Source organism: Micromonospora sp. GCM10011541, assembly GCF_042650725.1.
Lineage (GTDB): Bacteria > Actinomycetota > Actinomycetes > Mycobacteriales > Micromonosporaceae > Micromonospora > Micromonospora sicca.
On the sequence record NZ_JBHSBP010000010.1, the window covers coordinates 211,109 to 233,089 of the forward strand.

Consider the following 21,981-nt stretch of genomic DNA (forward strand, 5'->3'; position numbering starts at 1 on the left):
CGGACAAGACCGATCGAGGGAGGCCCATGGACCGGGCGGGTGCCGGTGGCACGGCGGACAAGCGGAAGCTCTACGAGTTGCTGTGGGGGACGCCGAGCCCGCCGCGACGTGGGCCCCGGCCCACGCTGACCCTGCCGGCGATCGCCCGGGCCGGCATCGCCATCGCCGACGCCGACGGGCTCGACGGCCTGACCATGCAGCGGGTCGCCGAGTCGCTGGACGTGACCAAGATGGCGCTGTACCGGTACGTCCCCGGCAAGGCCGAACTGGTCGCCCTCATGATCGAGACGGCGGTGGGCGAACCCCCCGCGGCGCCGGCGGGCGCCGGCTGGCGCGACCAGCTCGACGACTGGGCCCGGCAGCTGTTCGACCGCTTCCGGCGGCATCCCTGGGCCCTGACGGCCACCGTCGGCGCGCGCGTCATGGGCCCGAACGAGCTCGGCTGGCTGGAGCGGGCCCTCGCCGCCCTCACCGGCACCGGGCTGAACGGCGGCGAGATGCTGGACGTCGCGGTGCTCCTGCTCGGGCACGCCCGCAACCTGGCCCAGCAGGTCTCGGCGCTGGACACCGGCACGCCGGAGCAGGCGCTGGAATCCGGCCTGGCGGACCTGCTCCGCGGCCGGGAGGAGCGCTTCCCGGCGCTGGTCGCCGCGGTGGAGTCGGCGGCCGCGCACGCCGCCCAGGACCAGGCCCTCGACTTCGGCCTGGCCCGCATCCTCGACGGCGTCGACCTCCTGATCGAAACCCGCCACCCCTGACCCCGCCCCCTCCCCTCCCGCCCTGCCTCGGGAGTGGGACAGGCGGCGTGGCCGGGTGAAGCGGGAGGTGGTGGACCGGGAAGAATGACCGCATGCAGCCACACCCGAACGTGCAGACGGTGCAGCGGGCGCTCGACGCGGCGGGCGCGCGGGACGGATCCGGCGGCGCCAGCCAGGTCCGCCTGCTGCCCGAGGCGGTGCACACCGCCGCGGCGGCGGCCGAGGCGCTCGGCGTCGGCGTGGGCGCCATCGCCAACTCGCTGATCTTCGACGCGGACGACGCGCCCCTGCTGGTGCTCACCTCCGGCGCGCACCGGGTGGACACCGCCGGCCTGGCCGCGTCCATCGGGGTCACCCGGCTGCGCCGGGCCACCCCCGAGTTCGTCAAGGAGCACACCGGTCAGGTCATCGGCGGCGTCGCCCCGGTCGGCCACCCGCGACCGCTGCGCACCCTCGTCGACACCGACCTTGCCGGCTACGACGAGGTGTGGGCGGCCGGCGGAGTGCCCCGGGCGGTCTTCCCCACCACGTACGCGGAGCTGCTGCGGATCACCGCCGGGACGCCGACCGAGGTGGCGTGAGCACTCCCGAACTGGTCACGCTGCACGTGTGGCGGATCCCCCGGGCCGCCGTGCCCCGGGCGCTGGCCCGGATGGCGCTGCACCGGCGCCGGCTGCGCCGCACCCCCGGCGTACGGTTCGGCAAGCTGCTCGGCACCGGGACCGGCACCGGTTTCGGTCCCGGCGACGCCGACCTGACCCGGTGGGCCGCACTGGTGGTCTGGGACTCCCCCGCCGCGGCGGCCGGCTTCGACGACTCGCCGGTGGGCCGCTCGTGGGCCCGGATCGCCCGCGGCTCGGCCCGCCTCGAGCTGCGCCCGCTGACCAGCCGTGGTGAGTGGTCCGGCGTCCGCCCCTTCGGCGACCCGCCGGGCGGCCGGGTCGACGGGCCGGTGCTGGCGCTGACCCGGGCCCGGCTGCGGACCCGCCGGGCGGTCACCTTCTGGCGGGCGATCCCCCCGGTCGCCGCCGCCCTGCACGCCGCGCCCGGGCTGCTCGCCCGGTTCGGCGTCGGCGAGGCCCCGCTGGGCTGGCAGGGCACGGTGAGCGTGTGGCGTGATCCGGCGGAGCTGGTGGCGTTCGCGTACCGTCACCCGGAGCACCGCGCCGCGATCACGCGCACCCCCACGGAGGGCTGGTACGCGGAGGAACTCTTCGCGCGGTTCGCGGTGCGCGACGTGATCGGCGACCGGACGGTGCTCGGGTGGGTCGCCGAGGGCGGCCCGGAAAAGGCGAGAGGACACGCATGAGGTTGGTGCGGTGGACGCCGGACGATCTGGTCCGGCGGCTGGACGACGTGGTGGCCGTCTACGGCGAGGCGATGGGCTACCGCGCCGACCTGCTGGAGGCCCGCCGCGGCTACATCGCCACCCACGTCCGCCGCCCCGGCTTCCGGGCCGTCGCCAGCCTGACCACCGAGGGCCACCTGGCCGGCTTCGGGTACGGCTACCTCGGCGCCGCCGGCCAGTGGTGGCACGACCAGGTGCACCGGGCGCTGGACGCCGACGCCCGGCGCCGGTGGCTGACCCACTGCTTCGAGGTGGTGGAGCTGCACGTCCGGCCGCCCGCGCAGGGGCACGGCCTGGGCGCCGGCCAGCTGCGCGCCCTGCTCAGCATGGCGGAGGGGACGACCACCCTGCTCTCCACGCCGGAGGCCGACGAGCAGAAGTCCCGGGCGTGGCGGCTGTACCGCCGGTTCGGCTTCGTCGACATCCTGCGCCACTTCCACTTCCCCGGCGACGAGCGGCCGTTCGGCGTGCTCGGCCGGGACCTGCCGCTGCCCACGCCGGGCCCCGACGCCGCGCCCGGCCCGGCCGCGCCGTGATCCGGCGGGGGTTGCCCTGGGCGCTGCTGACCGTCCTGGTCCTCGCCCAGATCTGCTACCCGCTCACCGGCGGCGCCACCCGGGCCGCGCTGACCGTGGCCACCGTCGTGCTCGGCTACCTGCTCTCGGTCGGCCACGCGCTGCTCAGCCGGGGTGCGCGGACGGCGGGGGCGCTGGTCGCGGTGGCCACCGGCGGCGGGTTCGCGATCGAGGCGGTCGGGGTGGCCACCGGCGTCCCGTTCGGCAGCTACGACTACTCGGGGGAGCTGGGACCGAAGCTGGCCGGGGTGCCGCTGATCATCCCGCTCGCCTGGACCTGGATGGCCTGGCCGGCCTGGCTGGCCGCGGTCCGGCTCACCTCGTCCCGACCCGGGCGGATCGGGCTGGCCGCGGTCGGGCTGGCCGCCTGGGACCTCTTCCTCGACCCGCAGCTGGTCGCCGAGGGGTACTGGGTCTGGCGGGACGCCACCCCGGCGCTGCCCGGGCTGCCCGGCATCCCGGTCAGCAACTACCTCGGCTGGCTGCTCTTCGCGGTGCTGCTGACCTGCGCGCTGCGCCCCCTCGCCGGGGCCGCCGCCGATCGCGTGGACGGGCGGGACGCGCCGATGTTCGGGCTCTACCTGTGGACGTACTTCTCCAGCGTGCTGGCGCACGCGGTCTTCCTGCGGCTGCCCGCCTCGGCGGCCTGGGGCGCGGCCGGCATGGCGGTGACCGCGGCGCCCCTGGCGGTGACGCTGCTGCGCGCCCGGCGCGTCGGCGCCGAGCGGCGGGAGCGGCATCCGGCGCCGCGCCCCGGTGTCGACGCGCCGGCATGACCGCCGTCCTCGCGCTCGTCGTCGCGGTCGCCGCGCTCACCGCGCACACCTGGGTCAACGCCACCCGCTGGCTGCGCCGCCCCGACGCCGGTCCGGTCGAGGTGACCGAACCGGTGGCGGTGCTGCTGCCGCTGCGCGACGAGGCCGACCGGGTGGAACCGTGCCTGCGCGCGCTGCTGGCCCAGCGGGGCGTGCCCGGGCTGCGGATCGTGGTGCTCGACGACGGGTCCACCGACGGCACGGCCGACGTGGTGCGCGCGGTGGCCGGCGACGACCCGCGACTCACCCTGCTCACCGGGGTCGCCCCGCCGCCGGGCTGGCTGGGCAAGCCGCACGCCTGCTGGCAGCTCGCCACCCGCACCGATCCGGGCGCCACCGTGCTGGCCTTCGTCGACGCCGACGTGGTGCTCACCCCGTACGCCGTGGCGGCGGCGGTGACCGAACTGCGGGCGGCCCGGGCGGCGCTGCTGTCGCCGTACCCCCGGATCCTGGTCCGCGGCGTGGCCGACCGGCTGGTGCAGCCGCTGCTGCAGTGGCTGTGGCTGACCTTCCTGCCGCTGCGGGCGATGGAACGCTCGCCGCGGCCGTCCCTGGCGGCGGCCGGCGGGCAGTTCCTGGTCGTCGACCGGGCCGGCTACCTGCGGGCCGGCGGGCACGCGGCGGTCGCCGACAAGGTCCTGGAGGACATCGAGCTGGCCCGGGCGGTGAAGCGTTCCGGCGGTCGGATCGCCCTCGCCGACGGCGCGGAGCTGGCCGCCTGCCGGATGTACGAGAGCTGGCCGCAGCTGCGCGACGGCTACACCAAGTCGCTCTGGGCCGCCTTCGGCCACCCCGTCGCGGCGGCCGCGGTGGTGACCGTGCTGCTCCTGCTCTACACGGCTCCCCCGCTGGTCGCGGTCGGGCTCGCCCCGACGGCGCCACTGGTGTCAATGGTTGCGCTCATCGCATACCTGCTGGGCGTCGCCGGGCGGGTGGTCAGCGCCCGGGCCACCGGCGGGCGGGCCTGGCCCGACGCGCTGGCACACCCCGTGTCGGTCGTGGTCCTCGGTTGGCTGACCCTGCGGTCGTACCATCTGCGGAAGCGGCGGCGGCTGACCTGGCGGGGCCGCCCGGTCAGCTAGGAGGCACGGCATGGCGCGGATCGTGGTCATCGGCGCCGGCGTCGGTGGGCTGGCCACCGCCGCCCGGCTGGCCGTCACCGGGCACGAGGTCACCGTCTTCGAGCGGGCCGACACCGTCGGCGGCAAGCTCGGCCGGTACGCCCACGACACCCCGGCCGGGTCGTTCCACTTCGACACCGGGCCGAGCCTGCTCACCCTGCCCCAGGTCTTCCATGATCTGTTCGAGGCGACCGGGGCCAAGCTCGACGAATACCTCGACCTGACGCCGCTGGACCCGATCGTCCGGCACGTCTTCCCCGGTGACGGGCCCACCCTGGACTCCTGCGCCGACCCGGCCCAATTCGCCGCCCGGATCGGCGCGGCCCTCGGCGACCGGGCCGCCGCCGACTGGCAGCGACTCTGGCGACGCGCCGCCCGGGTCTGGGAGGCGTCGCACCGGGACGTCCTGCGCCGCGCCATCGACTCCCCCCGCGACCTGGCCGCGCTGGCCTGGCGGCTGGGCGACCTGGCCGCCATCGGGCCCGGCCGCACCCTGCGCGGACTGGGCCGCAAGCACCTGTCCGACCCCCGGCTGCGGATGCTGCTCGACCGGTACGCCACCTACACCGGCGCCGACCCGCGCCGGGCCCCGGCCGCCCTGGTCGCCGTCCCCTACGCCGAGCTGACCTTCGGCGGCTGGTACCTGCGGGGCGGGCTGGGCACCCTCGCGGACGCGCTGCTCTCCCGCTGCCTGGACCTCGGCGTGGTGGTGCAGACCGGCGCCACGGTCACCCGGATCGACGCCGCGGGCGGCCGGGTCCACGGCGTACGCCTCGCCGGCGTCGCCGCGCCCGTCCCCGCCGACGTGGTGGTGGCCAACGTCGACGCGCTCACCGTCTACCGGGACCTGCTGCCCAGCCCCCGCCGGCTGGCCGGGCTGACCGACCGCAGCCTGGCCGGCTTCGTGCTGCTGCTCGGGGTACGCGGCGACTCCGGGCTGGCTCACCACACCGTCTTCTTCCCCCGCGACCACGACGCCGAGTTCGACGCGGTCTTCGGCGACCCGGGGCGCGGGATCCGGGCCCGGCCGGCGGTCGACCCGACGGTCTTCGTCACCGTCGCCGACGACCCGATGGTCCGCCCGGACGGGCACGAGGCGTGGTTCGTGCTGGTCAACGCCGCCCGGCACGGCACCGCCCCGGGCGCGGTCGACTGGCGACGCCCGGGGCTCGCCGAGGCGTACGCCGACCGGATCCTCGACGTGCTCGCCGAGCGGGGCGTGGACGTACGGGACCGGCTGGTGTTCCGGGAGATCCGCACCCCGGGCGACCTGGACGAGGCGACCGGCGCGCCGGGCGGGACGATCTACGGCACCGCGGGCGGGCTGCTCCGCCCGGCCAACCGGGGTCCGGCGCACGGGCTCTGGCTGGTCGGCGGCTCCAGCCACCCCGGCGGCGGCCTGCCCATGGTCACCATGTCCGCCCAGATCGTCGCCGAGGAGATCGGCCCGGCCTGGTAGCCGGGTGGGCCGGTCAGTCGGCGTCGATCAGGGCGCGGCGGACGGCGGAGAGCAGCTGCCCCAGGCCGAAGCCGGCCAGCAGCACCCACACCGTGGTGGCCATCGTGATCGTGCCGGCGATGAGATCCACGTCGATCAACCCGGTCAGCCCGGAGACCAGCAGCCCGACCAGGGCCACGCAGACCCGGGTGGGGCGCTCCCCCACCGTCACCGCGCCGATCTCCCGCATGCCGGCGGAGACCGCCCGGGCCCGGACGTACTCGTGCAGCCAGGAGAGGCCGCCGGCGGCGGCGACCAGCGCGCCCGGCGCGCCGATCAGCCAGAACGCGGTCAGCCAGGCGGCCTCGCCCAGCCGGTCGGCGACCGAGTCGTAGACGTAGCCGAGCCGCGTGGTCCGGCTGGTCGCCACCGCCACCGCGCCGTCGACGCTGTCCGCCACCGCGGCGAGCAGCACGAACAGCGCCCCGAGCAGCGGCCCGTCCCCCGACCGCCCGACCAACAGCGGCACGCAGAAGCAGAGCAGCACGCCGACCACCGTGACCGGGGTCGGGCCGACCCGCAGCCGGCCCAGCACGTACCCGACGTGGTAGGCGAAGCGCAGCCAGGCGCGGACCACCGGCGCCGCCACCCGCGGGTCGAACCCGCCGTGCAGCCGCGCCCACGCCGTCGCGTACTGGTCCCAGTTCAGCTGTGTGCCCACCCCGGGATCAACCGTAAAAGCACCCTGCCGGTGTCGGCGGACGGGTGCTCACACCCGCGCGCCGGCCCGGAGGTGCTGCCAGACCTCCCGGGTGGCGGTGGACCGGTTGAGGGTGATGAAGTGGATCCCCGGCACGCCCTCGTCGAGCAGCTTCGCGCACATCTCGCTGGCCTGCTCGATGCCGAGCCGGCGGACCGCCTCCGGGTCGTCGGCGACCCGCTCGAACCGCTCCGCCAGCGCGGGCGGGAACGGCGCACCGGAGAGCTGCACCGACCGCTCGATGGTGCCGATCTGGGTCACCGGCATCACCCCGGCCAGGATCGGGGTGTCGCAGCCGGCCACGGCGACCCGGTCCCGCAGCCGCAGGTAGTCGTCGGCTTCGAAGAACATCTGGGTGACGGCGAACGCCGCCCCCGCCCGGCACTTACGCACGAAGTGCGCGGTGTCGCTGGCCACGTCGGGTGAGCGCGGATGCTTGTACGGGAAGGCGGCCACGCCGACGCTGAAGTCACCGGCGTCGCGGACCAGCCGGACCAGGTCCTCGGCGTACCGCACGCCCTGCGGGTGGGGCACCCACTCGCCGCCCGGGTTGCCGGGCGGGTCGCCCCGCACGGCGAGCACGTTGCGCACCCCGACACCGGCCAACCGGCCGATGACATGCCGCAACTCGGCGACGGAATGGTTGACCGCGGTCAGGTGCGCCATCGGCAGCAGGGTGGTCTCGGTGGCGATCCGCTCGGTCACCGCGACCGTGGTGTCCCGGGTCGACCCGCCGGCGCCGTAGGTGATCGAGACGAACGAGGGGCGCAACGACTCCAGCTCGCGGATCGCCTGCCAGAGCAGCCGCTCCCCCTGCTCCGTCTTGGGCGGGAAGAACTCGAAGGAGAAGGTCGGCTGGCCGACACGGATCAGCTCCCCGATCGCCGGCTGGGGATTCGGGAGGACCGAGGGGAGACCGAGCGCCACGTACCGACTCTAGCGGTCGGCACTCGAGGCACCCATGAACTTCCCAGCGGGCGGACGGCGGCCGCCGGGAGCGTCGTACCCCGGGGGTAGACACGGATCAGCGCGGTGGGGTCGGCCGGTGGCCGATCCCCGGGGGCCGCGCGGGGGTCAGCACGATCCGCGACGCGGAGGGTCCGGTCCAGTCGGTCCGGGTGCCCGCGCCGCCCGACTGGCGCCGACGTTCACCGGAGGACCGATGACCCCGTTCCCGCCGCCCGGCCCGCGCCTGCTCGGGCCGCTCCTGGCCGAGCTGCGGCTGGCCCGTCGCTGGAGTCAGCAGCGGATCGCCGCCGAGCTCTGCGCCGCCTCCGGCGTGCCCACCCTGACCCGGCACGAGGTCAGCCGCTGGGAACGGCAGCTACGGCTCCCCGGCGACTTCTGGCTGGGCTGGCTCGCCGTCGTCCTCGACGTGCCGGGCGAGCTGCTCACCGAGGCCGCGGCGCGCAGCCGTACCCCCGGCGGCACGGCGGCGACCGCCCGGGGCGGCTCCCGGTCACGGGCCGCGCTGCTGGCCCTCGCGCAGCGCTGGCTGGCCGATCCGTCCGCCGCCGCGCTCGGCGGCCCGGCGCTCGGCCGGCTGGCCGGCCCCACCCCTGCCGGACCGACCGACGGGCCCGGCGTGGTCGGCCCCGATCCGGCGGGGGCGGGGCCGGAGACGGCAGGGGCGGGGCCGGAGACGGCAGGGGCGGGCCCGGCGGCGCCCGGGCCGGGCCTGCGCGCCGGCCCGGGCGGGAGCGGGCCGGACGTCGCCGAAATGGCCGAGCTGCGCCGGTGGGACGACCTCCTCGGCGGGGCGGACCTGGCCGCTCACGCGGCCCGCCGACTCCGCCGGACGGCCCGGGCGCTCTCCGGCGCCGGCCCGGGAACGCGCGGCCGGCTGCTGCCGGCCCTGGCCGAGGCGGCCCAGCTCGCCGGCTGGCTCGCCGCCGACGCGGGCGACCTGACCGGTGGCCTGGACGCCTACCGGCTGGCGCTGCGGGCCGCGCTCGCCGCCGGTGACCCGGCCCTCGCCGGGCACGTGCTCGGGTCGGCCAGCCACCTGCTCGCCGGCGCCGGGGACCCGGAGGGCGCGCTGGCCCTGGCCCGTACCGGGTACGCCGGGGCGCGCGGCGCCGCCTCGCCGGGGCTGCGGGCCCTGCTGCTGCACCGGGTGGCGCTGGCCGCCGCGCTCGGCGGGCGGCAGCGGGCCGCCCGGCAGGCGCTGACCGCGGCCGGACGGCTGGCCGGGCCGGACCCGGGCCGGGAGCCGCCCTGGCTGTACTGGCTCGACGACGCGGAGCTGGCGGCGATGACCGGGCGCACCCTCGTCGCGCTGGGCCGCCCCGGGCCCGCCGCGGCGTTGCTGCGCCCCGCCGTGCACGGTCGGGGGCGCCCGCGCCGCGCGGCGGTCTACGGGGCCTGGCTGGCCCGGGGCCACCTCCAGCTCGGCGAGGTGGAGCAGGCCTGCGCGGTGGCCGGCGACGCCCTGCTCGACGCGGTCCGGTCGGGCTCGCCCCGGGCCGTCGGCCAGCTCACCGACGTACGCCGGCGGCTCGCGTCGTACCGCGACGAGCCGGCGGTACGGGGTTACGCCGCGCTCCTCGCGGCGGCCCGGCCGTACCTGCCGGTCGGGGCGGCGGCCACACCCGGACCGGCCCGCGCCCGGCCGCCCCGGTCGGCGCCCAGCGCGGCGCGCCGACATGGCGGCACGACGCGACCGGCGGGGACCGGCTAGCGTCGTGGCGTGACCCACGCTGCTCCCGTTTCCCCCGTCGACCGCGCCGGCCTGCGCCAGCGGATCGACAAGGCCCTGACCGAGTTCCTCGCCGGCCAGCGCATCTGGATGACCGGTGTCGACGACGCCCTCGCCCCGGTCGCCGAGGCGATCGAGGCGTTCGTGCTGGGCGGCGGGAAGCGGCTGCGGCCGGCCTTCGCCTACTGGGGCTACCGGGGTGCCGGCGGCGTCGACTCCGACCAGGTGGTGACCACCCTCGCCGCGCTGGAGTTCGTGCAGGCCAGCGCCCTGATCCACGACGACCTGATGGACCGCTCGGACACCCGGCGCGGCGAGCCGGCGGTGCACCGGCGGTTCGCCGCCCGGCACCGCTCCGCCGGCTGGGGCGGCGACCCGGACGGGTTCGGCGACGCCGCCGCGATCCTCCTCGGCGACCTCTGCCTGGTCTGGTCGGACGAGCTGCTGCACTCCGCCGGCCTCGATCCGCGCACGGTGGCCCGGGCGCGGCCGGTCTTCGACGAGATGCGCACCGAGGTCACCGTCGGGCAGTACCTCGACGTGCTGACCCAGGCGACCGGGGACACCTCGCTGGAGCGGGCCGGCAAGGTCGCCCGTTACAAGTCGGCGAAGTACACGGTCGAGCGGCCGCTGCTGCTCGGGGCCGCGCTGGCCGACGCGTCGGCGGAGGTGCGGGCGGCGTACTCGGCGTACGGGCTGCCGCTGGGCGAGGCGTTCCAGCTCCGCGACGACGTGCTGGGGGTCTTCGGGGATCCGGCGCAGACCGGCAAGCCGGCCGGCGACGACCTGCGCGAGGGGAAGCGGACCTACCTGGTGGCGGCGTCCCTGGAGGCGCTCGACGACACCGGCCGGGAGCTGCTGCTGGGCGGCCTCGGCGACCCCGGGCTCGACGGCGCCGGGGTGGCCCGGCTGCGCAAGCTGATCACCGACAGCGGCGCGCTGGCCCGGACCGAACAGCGGATCGGCGCGCTGACCGAGAGCGCCCTGGCCGCCCTCACCACGGTCGACCTGGACACCGAGGCCCGCCAGGCCCTGGTCGACCTCGCCATCGCCGCCACCCGCCGCACCGACTGACCCCGCCCACCACCCCCGCGCCACCCCGGCCCACGCCGCCCGCGGTGATCATGAAGTTGCTGTCACGACACGGTGTCGCCGGCAACTTCATGATCAACCGGCCGGGACGCGGGCCGACGCGGGCCGGGGTGGGTCAGAAGCCGAGGGCTTGGGCGCGGCGCTTGACCTCGCGGGCCAGGTCGCCGCCGAGGGCGACGGCCGGGGTGCCCGGGAGGCTGGGGTCCTCCTCGTAGAGCCAGCGCAGCGCCGCCTCGTCGTCGTAGCCGGCGTCGGCGAGCAGGTTGAGCACGCCGGGCAGGTGCTTGAGCACGGTGCGGTTGGCCACCAGGTCGGCGGGGATCCGGCGGACCCCGTCGCGGCGCACCGCGAGCAGCTCGCGGTCCCGGATCATCTGGTGGACCTTGCTGATCGACAGGTCGAGCCGTTCGGCGACGTCCGGCAGGGTCAGCCAGGCGGCCGGGTCGGTCGGTCCGGGCAGGTCCGCGCCGGTGGCGGCCTGGTCGGCGGGTACGGAATCGGTCACCCGACCACCCTGCCACGTGCCCGGTACGGACCGGGCAACGGCACCCCCGTCGACGCGGCGGCCAGGCGTCCGGCGGGCGGGGCGAGCGCGGCGGGACAGGGCAGGTCGGAACCCGGCTGTAGCATCCTGTTCAACCTTCACCCTCCCGACACATAGACTGCCTGCCGATGGACACACAGGTCGCCGACACGTTGCTGGGCTCGCTGATCGACGGGCGCTACCGCATTCGCGGTCGCGTGGCCCGTGGTGGCATGGCGACCGTGTACACCGCCACCGACGAGCGCCTCGAGCGCACCGTGGCGGTCAAGATCATTCATCCGACCCAGGCCCCCGAGGCGCGGGCCCGGATGGCGGGCTTCGTGGCACGGTTCACCGACGAGGCGAAGACCATCGCCCGGTTGACCCACCCGAACGTGGTCGCGGTCTACGACCAGGGCACCCACGGCGGCCTCCCCTACCTGGTCATGGAGTACGTCCGCGGGCGCACCCTGCGCGACGTCCTCGCCGAGCGGCGCCGGCTCAACCCGGACGAGGCGCTCGCGATCGCCGAGCAGATGCTCGCCGCGATCGCCGCCGCCCACCGGGCCGGCCTGGTGCACCGCGACGTCAAGCCGGAGAACGTCCTGGTCGCGGAGGCGCCCACCGGCGGCCCGGCCAACCTGGTGGACAGCGTCGTCAAGGTGGCCGACTTCGGGCTGGCCCGGGCGGTCGAGGCGAGCGCCGAGGAGGACAACGGCAACCAGCTGATGGCCACCGTGGCGTACGTCGCCCCGGAGCTGGTCACCGAGGGTCGGGCGGACACCCGCACCGACGTCTACTCGGCCGGGATCGTGCTGTTCGAGATGCTCACCGGCCGGGTCCCGTACGACGGCGACCGGCCGGTGGACGTGGCCTGGCAGCACGTCGACCGGGACGTGCCGGCCCCCTCGACGCTGGTACCCGGGCTGCCCCGGGCGCTCGACGACCTGGTCGCCCGGGCCACCCGGCGCGATCCGGGGGCGCGCCCGGCCGACGCCGGCGCGCTGCTGGCCGAGGTGCAGGTGGCCCGGGACGACCTGGGCAACGCGAACTCGCACACCACCGTGCTGCGGCAGCTCGGCGACGGCACCACGCCGATGTCCCAGCCGACCATGGCGGTGGCCGCCGTCCGCCCCGCGGAGCGGCCCGCCTGGGCCCGGCTGCCCGAGGGCGGTGGGCAGCGCCCGCACCGACGCCGGGCCGCGCCGGAGGGCGCCGAGCTGGGCGCCCGGCTGAGCGGGCTGCGTACCCGCGTGATGGGCTCGCCCCGCGGCCGGCTGGCGGTCGCCGCGGCGGCCGTGGTGCTCGGCCTGGTGGCCGCGGTCGGCGGCTGGTGGTTCGGGGTGGGGCGGTACACGGTCGCTCCGCAGTTGGTGAGCCTGAGCAAGGCCGACGCGGAGGCACGGGCCGCCCGCGCCGGCTTCACCCTCGCCTACGCCGGGCCGCGGTACGACGAGAAGGCGCCCAAGGACAGCGTGCTGGGCCAGGACCCGGTCTCGGCGGCCCGGATCGTCAAGGGCGGCACGATCACGCTCACCTTGTCGCTCGGGCCGGAGCGGCTGCCGGTGCCCGACGTGGTGGGCAAGGACTTCGAGCTGGCCCAGGCCGAGCTGACCGACGTGAAGCTGGTGGTGGCCAAGGGCGCCGCCCGGTACGACGACAGCCTGCCCGCCGGGGTGGTGGTGGCCACCGACCCGAAGGTGGGCACGGTGGTCAAGCCGGGCAGCAAGGTGACCGTCGTGCTGAGCAAGGGCAGGGCGCCGGTTTCGGTACCGAACCTGGTCGGCAAGAACATCAACGAGGCCCGGGCGACGCTGGCGCAGCTCGGGTTGACCCTGGTGGAGACGTACAAGGACTCGGACAAGCCGAAGGACGAGGTCCTCGGTCAGAGCCCGGCGGACGGCACGGGTGTGGAGAAGGGCGCCCAGGTCAAGCTGGAGATCAGCAAGGGCCCGCCGGCGGTTGTCGTCCCCCGGGTGATCGACCTGCCCTGTCAGCAGGCGAAGCAGGTGCTGGAGAGCCAGGGCTTCCCGACCAACATCCAACTCAACCCGAACGGGGTGGCCCGCTTCCAGAACCCGGGTGAGAATTCGCAGGTGCCCCCGGGCACCCCGGTCACGATCACCTGCCTGTGAACGCGCACCGCCCGATCGGCTCGCACACCCCCACCTCTGGTGGCCTGGCGAAGGCGGCCCTGCCGTACGTCGAGGCGACCGGCTCCGGGGTGGTGCAGGTCTACGTCTCCAACTCGCGCGGCTGGGCGCTGCCCGCGGGTGACCCGGTCCAGGACGCGCTGTTCCGGGACGGCTGCGCCGAGCGCGGCGTGCCGGTGTACATCCACGCGTCGCTGCTGGTGAACCTCGGCTCCCCCACCCCGGCGACGGTGGAGAGGTCGGCGCAGACCCTGGCGCACGCGCTGCGCCGGGGCGTGGCGATCGGCGCCCGGGGCGTGGTCTTCCACGCGGGCAGCGCGGTGGACGCGGGGCACGCGGAGGCGGCGATGCGGCAGGTCCGGGAGGCGCTGCTGCCGCTGTTGGACGAGGCGGCGGCCACGGGCGGCCCGATGCTGCTGGTGGAGCCGAGCGCGGGCGGGGGCCGGTCGCTGGCCTCCCGGGTGGAACAGCTCGGCCCCTACCTGGACGCGGTGGACCGGCACCCCGGGCTGGGGGTCTGCTTCGACACCTGCCACGCCTGGGCGGCGGGCCACGACCTGGCGGCCGAAGGCGGCATGACGGCGACGCTGGACGCCCTGGTGGCGACGGTCGGGCCGGGCCGGCTGAGGCTGGTGCACGCCAATGACTCGAAGGACCTCTGCGGCTCGACCCGGGACCGGCACGAGAACATCGGCAAGGGCACCATCGGCGAGCCGGCGTTCGCCGAGCTGATGCGCCACCCGGCCACCGCGGGCGTGCCGATCGTGGTGGAGACCCCCACGGAGAAGCACGTCGGCCACGCCGCCGACATCGCCACCCTCAACCGCCTCCACTGACCCCCACCCCGGCCCCGGCCAGGTAGGTGTCGATCAAGAGGTCTGCGTCATCCGGGCCACGGATTTCGACGCAAACCTCTTGATCGACACCGGAGAGCGACCGGCGTCAGCCGCGCAGGACGCGGGTGAGGACCTGGGCCGCGCGGTCGACCGCGGCGTCGGCCACGTCGAAGTGGGTGACCAGGCGGGCGGTACGCGGGCCGAGCACCGAGATCAGCACGCCCTCGGCGCGGGCGGCGGCCGCGAGGGCCTTCGCGTCGAGCGGGTGCTTGGTGAGGTCCAGCGGGACGAGGTTGGTCCGCACGGCGGTGGCGAGCACGCCGAACGGGGCGACCGCCTCGGCGAGTCGGGCCGCCTTGGCGTGGTCCTCGGCGAGCCGGTCGACGTGGTGGGCCAGGGCGTACCGGCCGGCGGCGGCGAGGACGCCGACCTGCCGCATCCCGCCGCCCATCCGCTTGCGGACGAACCGGGCCCGGGCGATCTTCTCGGCGCTGCCGACGACCAGCGAGCCGACCGGCGCGCCCAGGCCCTTGGAGAGGCAGACCGACAGGGTGTCGAAGAGCGCGCCGTACTCGGCCAGCGGCACGCCGTCGGCGACGTGCGCGTGCCAGATCCGGGCGCCGTCGCAGTGCAGGGCGAGGCCGTTGTCGTCGGCGACCCGGCGCAGCTCGCGCAGGGTGGCCAGTGGGATGACCCCGCCGCCGCCGCGGTTGTGGGTCTGCTCGACCGCGATGGCCCGGGTGGGGACGGCGAAGTAGCCGTCGGGCCGGATCATGCCGGCGACCACGTCCGGGTCGAGCTCCGCGCCGACCGCCGGCCAGGTCCGCGACGAGATGCCGCCGTACGCGGCCGCCGCCCCGATCTCGTACGTGACGACGTGCGCGTCGGCGTCGCAGAGCAGCTCGTCCCCGGGCGGCACGACGAGCTGGAGGGCGATCTGGTTGGCCATCGACCCGGACGGCGCGAACAGCGCCGCCTCGTGCCCGAAGAGCGCGGCGACCTCGGCCTCCAGCGCGGCGACGGTCGGGTCCTCGCCGTAGACGTCGTCGCCGACCTCGGCGGTCGCCATCGCCTCGCGCATCCCGGCGGTGGGCCGGGTCACCGTGTCGGAACGCAGATCAATCAGGTCGTCAGCCACGCAGCATCTCCGCCACCAGGAAGGCCAGCTCCAGCGACTGCTGGGTGTTCAGTCGCGGGTCGCAGGCGGTTTCGTACCGGTCGGGCAGGTCGAGGTCCTCGATGCCCTGGGCGCCGCCGAGGCACTCGGTGACGTCCTCGCCGGTCAGCTCGACGTGCAGGCCGCCCGGGTGGGTCTCCAGGCCGCGGTGCACCTCGAAGTAGCCGAGCACCTCGTCGACGATCCGGTCGAAGTGCCGGGTCTTGTAGCCGTTCGAGGACTCGTGGGTGTTGCCGTGCATCGGGTCGCACTGCCAGACCACCTTGGCGCCGGCCGCGGTGACCTTGGCGACGATCGGCGGCAGGGCGTCCCGGACCCGGTGGTTGCCCATCCGGCTGATCAGGGTCAGCCGGCCGGGGACGTTGTCCGGGTTGAGCTTCTCGCAGAGCTCGATCGCCTCGTCCGGGGTGGTGGTCGGGCCGAGCTTCACGCCGATCGGGTTGGCGATCCGGGAGATGAAGTCGATGTGCGCCCCGTCGATCTGCCGGGTCCGCTCGCCGATCCAGAGGAAGTGCCCGGAGAGGCCGTACGCCCGCTCGCCGGAGACCCGGGTGAGCGCCCGGTCGTACTCCAGCGCGAGGGCCTCGTGCGAGCAGTAGAGGGTGACCGTGCGCAGCGCCTCGTCGTCGGTCATCCCGCAGGCCCGGATGAAGGCCAGCGCCCGGTCGATCTCCCGGGCGATCGCCTCGTAGCGCTCGCCGGCCGGGGAGTTCTTGACGAAGCCCTTGTTCCAGTCGTGCACGGCGTGCAGGTCGGCGAGCCCGCCGGCCAGGTACGCCCGGAGCATGTTCATCGCGGCGGCCGAGTTGGCGTACGCCCGGATCATGCGCTGCGGGTCGGCGACCCGCGCCTCCGGCGTGGTCTCCAGCGAGTTGATCATGTCGCCGCGGTAGGCCGGCAGGCCGCGGGCGTCGGTCGGCAGCGAGCGGGGCTTGGTGTACTGGCCGGCGACCCGGGCCACCTTGACCACCGGCAGCGACGCGCCGTACGTCAGCACGATCGCCATCTGGAGCAGCGTGCGGGCGTTGGCCAGCAGGTGGCTCTCGGTGTTGTCGGCGAAGGTCTCGGCGCAGTCGCCGCCCTGGAGCAGGAACGCCTTGCCCTCGCAGACCAGCGCGAGGCGCTGCCGGAGCTGGTCGACCTCGTAGGGCGCGACGACCGACGGCACGGTGTCGAGCACCTTGCAGACCTCGGCGACCTTGGCCTCGTCCGGCCAGGGCGGGGTCTGCGCCCGGGGAAGCTCCCGCCAGCGGTCCAGGCCGAGGGCCGCGTCCTCCGCGGAGTCGACGGTCGGACGACTGGTCTGCAGGCCCGGGCTGCCCACCGCGGGGTGACTCAGCTGATGCCACTCATGGCGCATGACAGAAGCGTACGGCGAACGCCGGGGCGGCCCGCCGCCGAGGGGGACAGTTCCGGCAGGTGAGAGATGCCCGACACCGGCAGGTCAGGCGCCGGTGACCGGTCAGGGGGTGACGGCCGGCTCGGGGGTGTTGCCGCCCGGGACCTCGGCGGAGATGCACCAGTCGGCGCCGCTGCGGGTGACGGTGAACAGCAGCGGCCGGGTGGCCTTGCGGCTGCCGACGGCGACCGTGACCGCGGTGCTGACCTCCTGCCCGTGCGGGCTGGACCGGACGTCGGTGATGGTGGCCTGCGGGACGGTGAAGTGGTCGGCGAAGTCGCCGTTCGGGCCGGTGGCGGCGGCGTCGAAGGGCTTCTGCAGGGGGGCGCAGAGCTGGCTGCGGCCGGCGTCGACGTCCTTGGCCGCCATCGCGTCGAGGTACGCCTGCACCCGTTCACGGGACTTGGCGGCGGCCTCCTCGGCCGGCGCGCGCTGCGTCCCGGCCGCCGGGGCCCCGGCCTCGTCGTCCCCGCCGAAGCCGCAGCCGGCGAGGGTGAGCGGCAGGAGCGCGAGCAGAGCGACGGCGCTCGCCACCCTCGGGTGCGTCAGGCCCATCGGTCCCCTTCCATCGGCCCGGACATCGGGACATGCCGAGCGGCGATCCTGTCACATCGACACCCTTGCATGTCGCACCCGCCGTGGCCGAAACTTTTAATTAACTTTCCTATTAAGTGGAGGACCCCATGGTTCGACGACGCAGGGCCCTGACCGCCGCCGCACTGGGCGGCATCCCCATCCTGGCCTCGCTGGCGCTGGTCAGCCAGGCCGGCGCGCACGGCAGCATGCAGTCACCGGTCAGCCGGACGTACGCCTGCTTCCTGGAGGGACCGGAGTCGCCGGACTCCGCCGCATGCCGGGCGGCCGTGGCGGCCGGCGGCACCCAGGCACTCTACGACTGGAACGAGGTGAACATCGCCGACGCGGCCGGGCGGCACCGGCAGATCATCCCGGACGGCCGCCTGTGCAGTGCCAACCGGGACAAGTACCGCGGCTTCGACCTGACCCGCGCGGACTGGCCCGCGACCGCGCTCCCCTCCGGCGGGACCTGGACCTTCGCCTACCGGGCCACCGCCCCACACCGCGGCACCTTCGAGCTGTACGTCACCCGCGACGGCTACGACCCCACCCGCCCGTTGCGCTGGGCCGACCTGGAGCTGTTCCACACCGCCACCGACCCGGCGCTGACCGACGGCGCGTACCGGATGACCGCGCGGCTGCCGCAGCGCGCCGGGCGGCACCTGGTCTACTCGATCTGGCAGCGCTCGGACAGCCCGGAGGCGTTCTACACCTGCTCGGACGTCACCTTCGGCCAGGTCACCCCGACCACCGCCCCGCCCACCACCACTCCCCCGCCGACCATTTCCCCCTCGCCCACCACGCCGCCGCCCACCACGACCGCGCCGCCGACGGGCACGCCCACGGCGGGGGCGCCGGCCTGGCAGGCCAACACGGCGTACGCCCTGGGCGCGCGGGTCAGCTACGCCGGCCGGACCTGGCAGTGCCGGCAGGCGCACACCTCGCTCGTCGGCTGGGAACCGCCGAACGTGCCGGCCCTCTGGCTCGCCACCTGAGCACCGCGAGGGGGCCGAGCACGCGGGCGGGGAGGGACCGTGCCGGTCCCTCCCCGCCGTGTGGGTGATGCGTCGGCACTCGGCTCAGCCGAGACCGCCCTTGATGGCGCCGATCAGCTCGCCGTTGCCGGTGTCACCGGAGAGCTCCCAGAAGAAGGCGCCACCGAGGCCCTGGTTCTTCGCGTAGGTCATCTTGCCGCCGATGGTGGACGGCGTGTCGTAGCCCCACCAGTTGCTGCCGCACTTGGCGTAGGCGGTGCCGCCGACGGTGCCGGTGGCCGGGCAGGTGTTCTTGAGCACCTTGTAGTCCTCGATGCCCTGCTCGTACGTGCCCGGCGCGGGACCGGTGGCGGTGCCACCCGGGGCCGCCTGGCTCACCCCGGTCCAGCCCCGGCCGTAGAAGCCGATGCCGAGCAGCAGCTTGTTCGCCGGTACGCCCTTGGACTTGAGCTTCTGGATCGCGGCGTCGGCGTTGAAGCCCTGCTGCGGGATGCCGGCGTACGAGGTCAGCGGCGAGTGCGGGGCGGTGGGGCCCTGCGGGTTGAAGGCGCCGAAGTAGTCGTACGTCATCGGCATGAGCCAGTTCAGGTTCGGCGCGGCGCCGGCGTAGTCGGTGGCGTCGATCTTGCCGCCGGTGCTGCCGTCGGCGGTGATCGCAGCGGTGACCAGCGCCGACGAGCCGAACCGGCTACGCAGGGCGCTGACCACGTTCTTGAACGCGTTCGGTCCGCTGGCGTCGCACTGCAGGCCGCAGGCGTTCGGGTACTCCCAGTCGACGTCGATGCCGTCGAAGACGTCCGCCCAGCGCGGGTCCTCGACCAGGTTGTAGCAGGAGTCGGCGAACGCGGCCGGGTTCTGCGCGGCCTGGGTGAAACCGGCCGACCAGGTCCAGCCGCCGAAGGACCAGATCACCTTCAGGTGCGGGTACATCTTCTTCAGCTTGCGGAGCTGGTTGAAGCTGCCGCGCAGCGGCTGGTCCCAGGTGTCGGCGACGCCGTCGACACTGTCCGCCGCGGTGTACGCCTTGTCGTAGTCGGCGTAGCTGTCACCGATGCTGCACCGGCCGCCGGAGGTGTTGCCGAAGGCGTACAGGATGTGGGTCAGCTTGGCGGCGGACCCGCTGGTGTGGATGTTCTTGACGTGGTAGTTGCGGGCGTAGACGCCCCACTCGGCGAAGTAGCCGACCACCTTCTTGTCCCCGGTGGGCGGCGGCGCGGTGGGCGAGGTGGTCGGTGAGGTCGTCGGCGACACCGTGGGTGAGGCGGTCGGGGACGCCGTCGGCGAGGGCGGGGTGGTGGGGGTGCCGCCACCCGAGCACGACGTGCCGTTGACGGTGCAGTTCAGCGGCCCGGCGTACGGGCCGGTGCCGTTGTAGCCCCAGCTGAAGCTGGCCCCCGGGGCGAGCGGGCCGGCCCAGCTCTTCTTCACCGCGACGTAGTGGTTGCCGCTGCTGGTGACGTCGGCGTCCCAGAAGCTGCTGATCGTGGTGCCCGAGGGCAGGTCGAATTCGATGCGCCAGGTGTCGACGCTGGCGCTGGTGCCGTTGGTGACGGTCACCTTCCCCTCGTGACCGGTCCCCCAGTCCTGCACCTTGGCGAACGTGGCGGTCACGCTGCCGGCGGCGGCGGCGGTGGCCATCGGCACCGCCGCGACCGCCAGCGCGACCACGGCACCGGCCCAGAGGGACCGGCGGAGCGATCTCTTCATGTGGCGTCTCCCTAAACAGTTAGGAAACTTTCCAGATTGGATGCTGAGACGCTACTCACGCGTCATCACTTCGTCAAGATGTGCATACATCGATTTACCCGGCCGTGGTCGGGCCGGGCCCGGGGGACGCGTAGCCTCGCGGCATGACCGTTTTCGACGTCCAGATCGACGCCCTCACCGGCGGCCCCGCCGACCTCGCGCAGTACCGGGGCCGTGCCCTGCTGGTGGTCAACGTGGCCTCCCGGTGCGGGCTGACCCCCCAGTACGCCGGCCTGCAGGCCCTCGCCGACGAGTACGCCGACCGAGGGCTGACGGTGCTCGGGGTGCCGTGCAACCAGTTCGCCGGTCAGGAACCCGGCACGGCCGACGAGATCGGCGAGTTCTGCCAGGTCAACTACGGCGTGACGTTCCCGCTGACGGAGAAGGTCGACGTCAACGGCCCGGGCCGGCACCCGCTCTACGCCGAGCTGGTGTCCACCCCCGACGCCGAGGGGCACACCGGCGACATCCGGTGGAACTTCGAGAAGTTCCTGGTCGCCCCGGACGGCACGGTGGCGGCCCGGTTCGCCCCGACGGTGACCCCGGACGCTCCCGAGCTGCGCGCCGCCGTCGAGAAGATCCTCCCGGCCTGACGTGGGCGACCTTGCCCGACCGGGCGGTCAGGCGGCCAGGACGGCCCGGAGGGTGGCCAGCTCGGCGACGAACTCGTTCGGCTCGCCCGCCTCGGCCCAGAGTTCGGCCAGTTCCGAGTCGTCGGCCACCACCCGGTCGAGGGCCTGGACGGCCAGCGGCCGGAACCGTTCCGGCAGGTCGGTCCGCCCGCCTCCGGCGAGGAATTCCGGCGCGTACGGCGAGTCGACGGGCGCGGCGCCCGGCAGGTGGGCGGCGATGACGGCGGCCGCGGCCACCGCCTCGACGGCGAGGTCGGAGTCCAGGTAGCCGGGCTCGTCGAGCACCGCCCGCAGGGCCTGCTCCACCAGCGCCGGACGCCGCTCCGGCGCGGCGTCGTCCAGCTCGCCGCACCAGTCCGCCGCCGTGTCGTTGTCGAACGGTCCCGCCGCCCAGGTGCCCATCGATCCTCCGCTCCCGCTCTTCAAATGGAGGGTCGAAGGCTAACCGCCGGGTCCGACAGCCGGGCTCGCGTCCGGGACGGGACCGGACCGTCCCGGACGGAGCTCGGTCAGCCGGCCGCGCCGCGGAAGACCGGGTAGTAGCCGCCGGCCTGCCCGGCGGCCGTCGGGTGGTAGGAGATGCCGAGGTTGGTGTAGTTCAACGCGTGCAGCCACTTCTCCCCGTAGCTGCAGAGCTGGTGGCCGACGAAGATCGACCGGACGTCGGCGAACTTGAAGCCCGCCGCGAGGGCGGCGCTGCGGGTGATGTCGTCGACCAGGTTGATGCCCTCGTTGATCTTCGCGCGGGAGGTGTCGCTCAGCCCCACACAGAGGGTGTTGAGCTGATAGAAGACCGGGTAGCCGACGACCACCACCCGAGCGGAGGCGGCCCGGCTCTTGATTCCGTTGTAGACGGTGGCCAGCAGGCCGGCCAGGTCGGCGCGCGCCTTGTCCTCGGCGGCCTGGACGGCGGCCACGCACTCGGTGGTGCCGTAGAGCACGCAGGTGGTCATGATGTTGGCGAAGCCGACGTCGTTGCCGCCGACCGTGACGCTGACCAGCGTGGTGGTCGAGCCGAGGGCGGCGAGCTGACTGTTGACCACGTCCGTGGTGCGCGCGCCCGAGCAGGCCACCGAGCAGTACGAGGCCGGCTGGACGTTGGTGTTGTAGAGGGCCGGATAGGCGTTGGTGCTGCGCTGGCAGGAGCCGCTCTCGGCGGTGTAGCTGCCGGCGCCCACGCCGGAGGCGTACGAGTCGCCGAGGGCGACGTACCGGTCGGTGGCGGCGGCCTGGGCCGGGACGGCCAGGGCGAGCGTGGCGCCGAGGGACGTCGCCAGGCTGAGGGCGAGGGTGACGAGACGGGATCTCCGCACGGGGCACTCCTGGGGGTGGGAAGTGG

General features: G+C 75.0%; 22 protein-coding genes. 13 read left to right on the plus strand and 9 right to left on the minus strand.

The features are described from left to right. The first annotated feature begins 26 nt into the window (after window positions 1-26). The 7 genes from ACFOYX_RS05355 (at window position 27) to ACFOYX_RS05385 (ending at window position 6,076) form a co-directional block, all read left to right on the plus strand. The gene (locus tag ACFOYX_RS05355) at window positions 27-758 is read left to right on the plus strand and encodes a TetR/AcrR family transcriptional regulator C-terminal domain-containing protein (protein ID WP_322441999.1); all 732 of its coding nucleotides are present in this window, start codon (window positions 27-29) and stop codon (window positions 756-758) included. A 92-nt stretch (window positions 759-850) separates the two neighbouring features. Further along, window positions 851-1,339: a YbaK/EbsC family protein gene (locus ACFOYX_RS05360; RefSeq protein WP_322442000.1), complete on the plus strand. Its 489-nt coding sequence runs from the start codon at window positions 851-853 to the stop codon at window positions 1,337-1,339. Continuing rightward, a complete protein-coding gene (locus tag ACFOYX_RS05365; protein ID WP_322442001.1) occupies window positions 1,336-2,067 on the plus strand; it encodes a monooxygenase in 732 nt (243 codons plus the stop codon). Before ACFOYX_RS05360 ends, ACFOYX_RS05365 begins: the two co-directional genes overlap by 4 nt. Next, a complete protein-coding gene (locus ACFOYX_RS05370) occupies window positions 2,064-2,642 on the plus strand; it encodes a GNAT family N-acetyltransferase (protein ID WP_109805852.1) in 579 nt (192 codons plus the stop codon). The genes ACFOYX_RS05365 and ACFOYX_RS05370 overlap by 4 nt, the downstream gene beginning before the upstream one ends. After that, a complete protein-coding gene (locus ACFOYX_RS05375) occupies window positions 2,642-3,457 on the plus strand; it encodes a carotenoid biosynthesis protein (RefSeq protein ID WP_322442040.1) in 816 nt (271 codons plus the stop codon). Before ACFOYX_RS05370 ends, ACFOYX_RS05375 begins: the two co-directional genes overlap by 1 nt. After that, window positions 3,454-4,578 (plus strand): glycosyltransferase family A protein, encoded by a 1,125-nt coding sequence (locus ACFOYX_RS05380; RefSeq protein WP_322442002.1) that lies wholly within the window; start codon window positions 3,454-3,456, stop codon window positions 4,576-4,578. The genes ACFOYX_RS05375 and ACFOYX_RS05380 overlap by 4 nt, the downstream gene beginning before the upstream one ends. 10 nt (window positions 4,579-4,588) lie before the next feature. Then, window positions 4,589-6,076 (plus strand): phytoene desaturase family protein, encoded by a 1,488-nt coding sequence (locus ACFOYX_RS05385; RefSeq protein WP_322442003.1) that lies wholly within the window; start codon window positions 4,589-4,591, stop codon window positions 6,074-6,076. Window positions 6,077-6,089: 13 nt separating this feature from the next. Here the strand turns inward: ACFOYX_RS05385 and ACFOYX_RS05390 are convergent, their stop codons facing one another. Together ACFOYX_RS05390 and metF are read right to left on the minus strand one after the other, a co-directional pair. After that, window positions 6,090-6,776, minus strand: a complete 687-nt coding sequence (locus ACFOYX_RS05390; protein ID WP_322442004.1) for a CDP-alcohol phosphatidyltransferase family protein — start codon at window positions 6,774-6,776, stop codon at window positions 6,090-6,092. Between the two features lie 48 nt (window positions 6,777-6,824). Then, window positions 6,825-7,742, minus strand: a complete 918-nt coding sequence (gene metF / locus ACFOYX_RS05395) for a methylenetetrahydrofolate reductase [NAD(P)H] (protein WP_322442005.1) — start codon at window positions 7,740-7,742, stop codon at window positions 6,825-6,827. Window positions 7,743-7,977: 235 nt separating this feature from the next. On the opposite strand from metF, the gene ACFOYX_RS05400 reads away from it, so the two are divergent. Further along, entirely contained in the window at window positions 7,978-9,495 is a 1,518-nt protein-coding gene (locus ACFOYX_RS05400; protein WP_322442006.1) for a transcriptional regulator, read from the plus strand. A 9-nt stretch (window positions 9,496-9,504) separates the two neighbouring features. After that, window positions 9,505-10,587, plus strand: coding sequence for a polyprenyl synthetase family protein (locus ACFOYX_RS05405; protein ID WP_322442007.1), 1,083 nt, complete (start codon window positions 9,505-9,507; stop codon window positions 10,585-10,587). 133 nt (window positions 10,588-10,720) lie between these two features. Here the strand turns inward: ACFOYX_RS05405 and ACFOYX_RS05410 are convergent, their stop codons facing one another. Then, complete coding sequence (locus ACFOYX_RS05410; protein WP_322442008.1) at window positions 10,721-11,110, minus strand: Rv2175c family DNA-binding protein; 390 nt, start codon at window positions 11,108-11,110, stop codon at window positions 10,721-10,723. A gap of 167 nt (window positions 11,111-11,277) precedes the next feature. Between ACFOYX_RS05410 and pknB the strand changes: the two genes are divergently transcribed. Continuing rightward, window positions 11,278-13,263 (plus strand): Stk1 family PASTA domain-containing Ser/Thr kinase, encoded by a 1,986-nt coding sequence (gene pknB, locus ACFOYX_RS05415; RefSeq protein ID WP_322442009.1) that lies wholly within the window; start codon window positions 11,278-11,280, stop codon window positions 13,261-13,263. Further along, window positions 13,260-14,117 carry a deoxyribonuclease IV gene (locus ACFOYX_RS05420; RefSeq protein WP_322442010.1) on the plus strand — a complete coding sequence of 286 codons (858 nt, stop codon included), beginning with the start codon at window positions 13,260-13,262 and terminating at the stop codon, window positions 14,115-14,117. Before pknB ends, ACFOYX_RS05420 begins: the two co-directional genes overlap by 4 nt. A gap of 106 nt (window positions 14,118-14,223) precedes the next feature. On the opposite strand, the gene ACFOYX_RS05425 is transcribed toward ACFOYX_RS05420, so the two are convergent. The 3 genes from ACFOYX_RS05425 to ACFOYX_RS05435 form a co-directional block, all read right to left on the minus strand. Next, window positions 14,224-15,243 (minus strand): low specificity L-threonine aldolase, encoded by a 1,020-nt coding sequence (locus ACFOYX_RS05425; RefSeq protein ID WP_109805845.1) that lies wholly within the window; start codon window positions 15,241-15,243, stop codon window positions 14,224-14,226. A gap of 4 nt (window positions 15,244-15,247) precedes the next feature. Further along, complete coding sequence (locus tag ACFOYX_RS05430; RefSeq protein WP_109805843.1) at window positions 15,248-16,654, minus strand: class II 3-deoxy-7-phosphoheptulonate synthase; 1,407 nt, start codon at window positions 16,652-16,654, stop codon at window positions 15,248-15,250. A 102-nt stretch (window positions 16,655-16,756) separates the two neighbouring features. Further along, on the minus strand, window positions 16,757-17,248 hold the full coding sequence (locus tag ACFOYX_RS05435) for a hypothetical protein (protein ID WP_322442011.1): 492 nt from the start codon (window positions 17,246-17,248) through the stop codon (window positions 16,757-16,759). Window positions 17,249-17,376: 128 nt separating this feature from the next. Here ACFOYX_RS05435 and ACFOYX_RS05440 point away from each other — a divergent pair, with 128 nt between their 5' ends. Next, window positions 17,377-18,264 carry a lytic polysaccharide monooxygenase gene (locus ACFOYX_RS05440; RefSeq protein WP_322442012.1) on the plus strand — a complete coding sequence of 296 codons (888 nt, stop codon included), beginning with the start codon at window positions 17,377-17,379 and terminating at the stop codon, window positions 18,262-18,264. An 84-nt stretch (window positions 18,265-18,348) separates the two neighbouring features. Here the strand turns inward: ACFOYX_RS05440 and ACFOYX_RS05445 are convergent, their stop codons facing one another. Continuing rightward, window positions 18,349-19,971, minus strand: a complete 1,623-nt coding sequence (locus tag ACFOYX_RS05445; protein WP_109803552.1) for a glycosyl hydrolase family 18 protein — start codon at window positions 19,969-19,971, stop codon at window positions 18,349-18,351. Between the two features lie 143 nt (window positions 19,972-20,114). Between ACFOYX_RS05445 and ACFOYX_RS05450 the strand changes: the two genes are divergently transcribed. Beyond that, complete coding sequence (locus ACFOYX_RS05450) at window positions 20,115-20,603, plus strand: glutathione peroxidase (RefSeq protein WP_109803551.1); 489 nt, start codon at window positions 20,115-20,117, stop codon at window positions 20,601-20,603. A 27-nt stretch (window positions 20,604-20,630) separates the two neighbouring features. Here the strand turns inward: ACFOYX_RS05450 and ACFOYX_RS05455 are convergent, their stop codons facing one another. Next, on the minus strand, window positions 20,631-21,044 hold the full coding sequence (locus ACFOYX_RS05455) for a DUF4259 domain-containing protein (RefSeq protein ID WP_322442013.1): 414 nt from the start codon (window positions 21,042-21,044) through the stop codon (window positions 20,631-20,633). A gap of 107 nt (window positions 21,045-21,151) precedes the next feature. Then, on the minus strand, window positions 21,152-21,955 hold the full coding sequence (locus ACFOYX_RS05460; protein ID WP_322442014.1) for an SGNH/GDSL hydrolase family protein: 804 nt from the start codon (window positions 21,953-21,955) through the stop codon (window positions 21,152-21,154). Window positions 21,956-21,981: the final 26 nt, after the last annotated feature.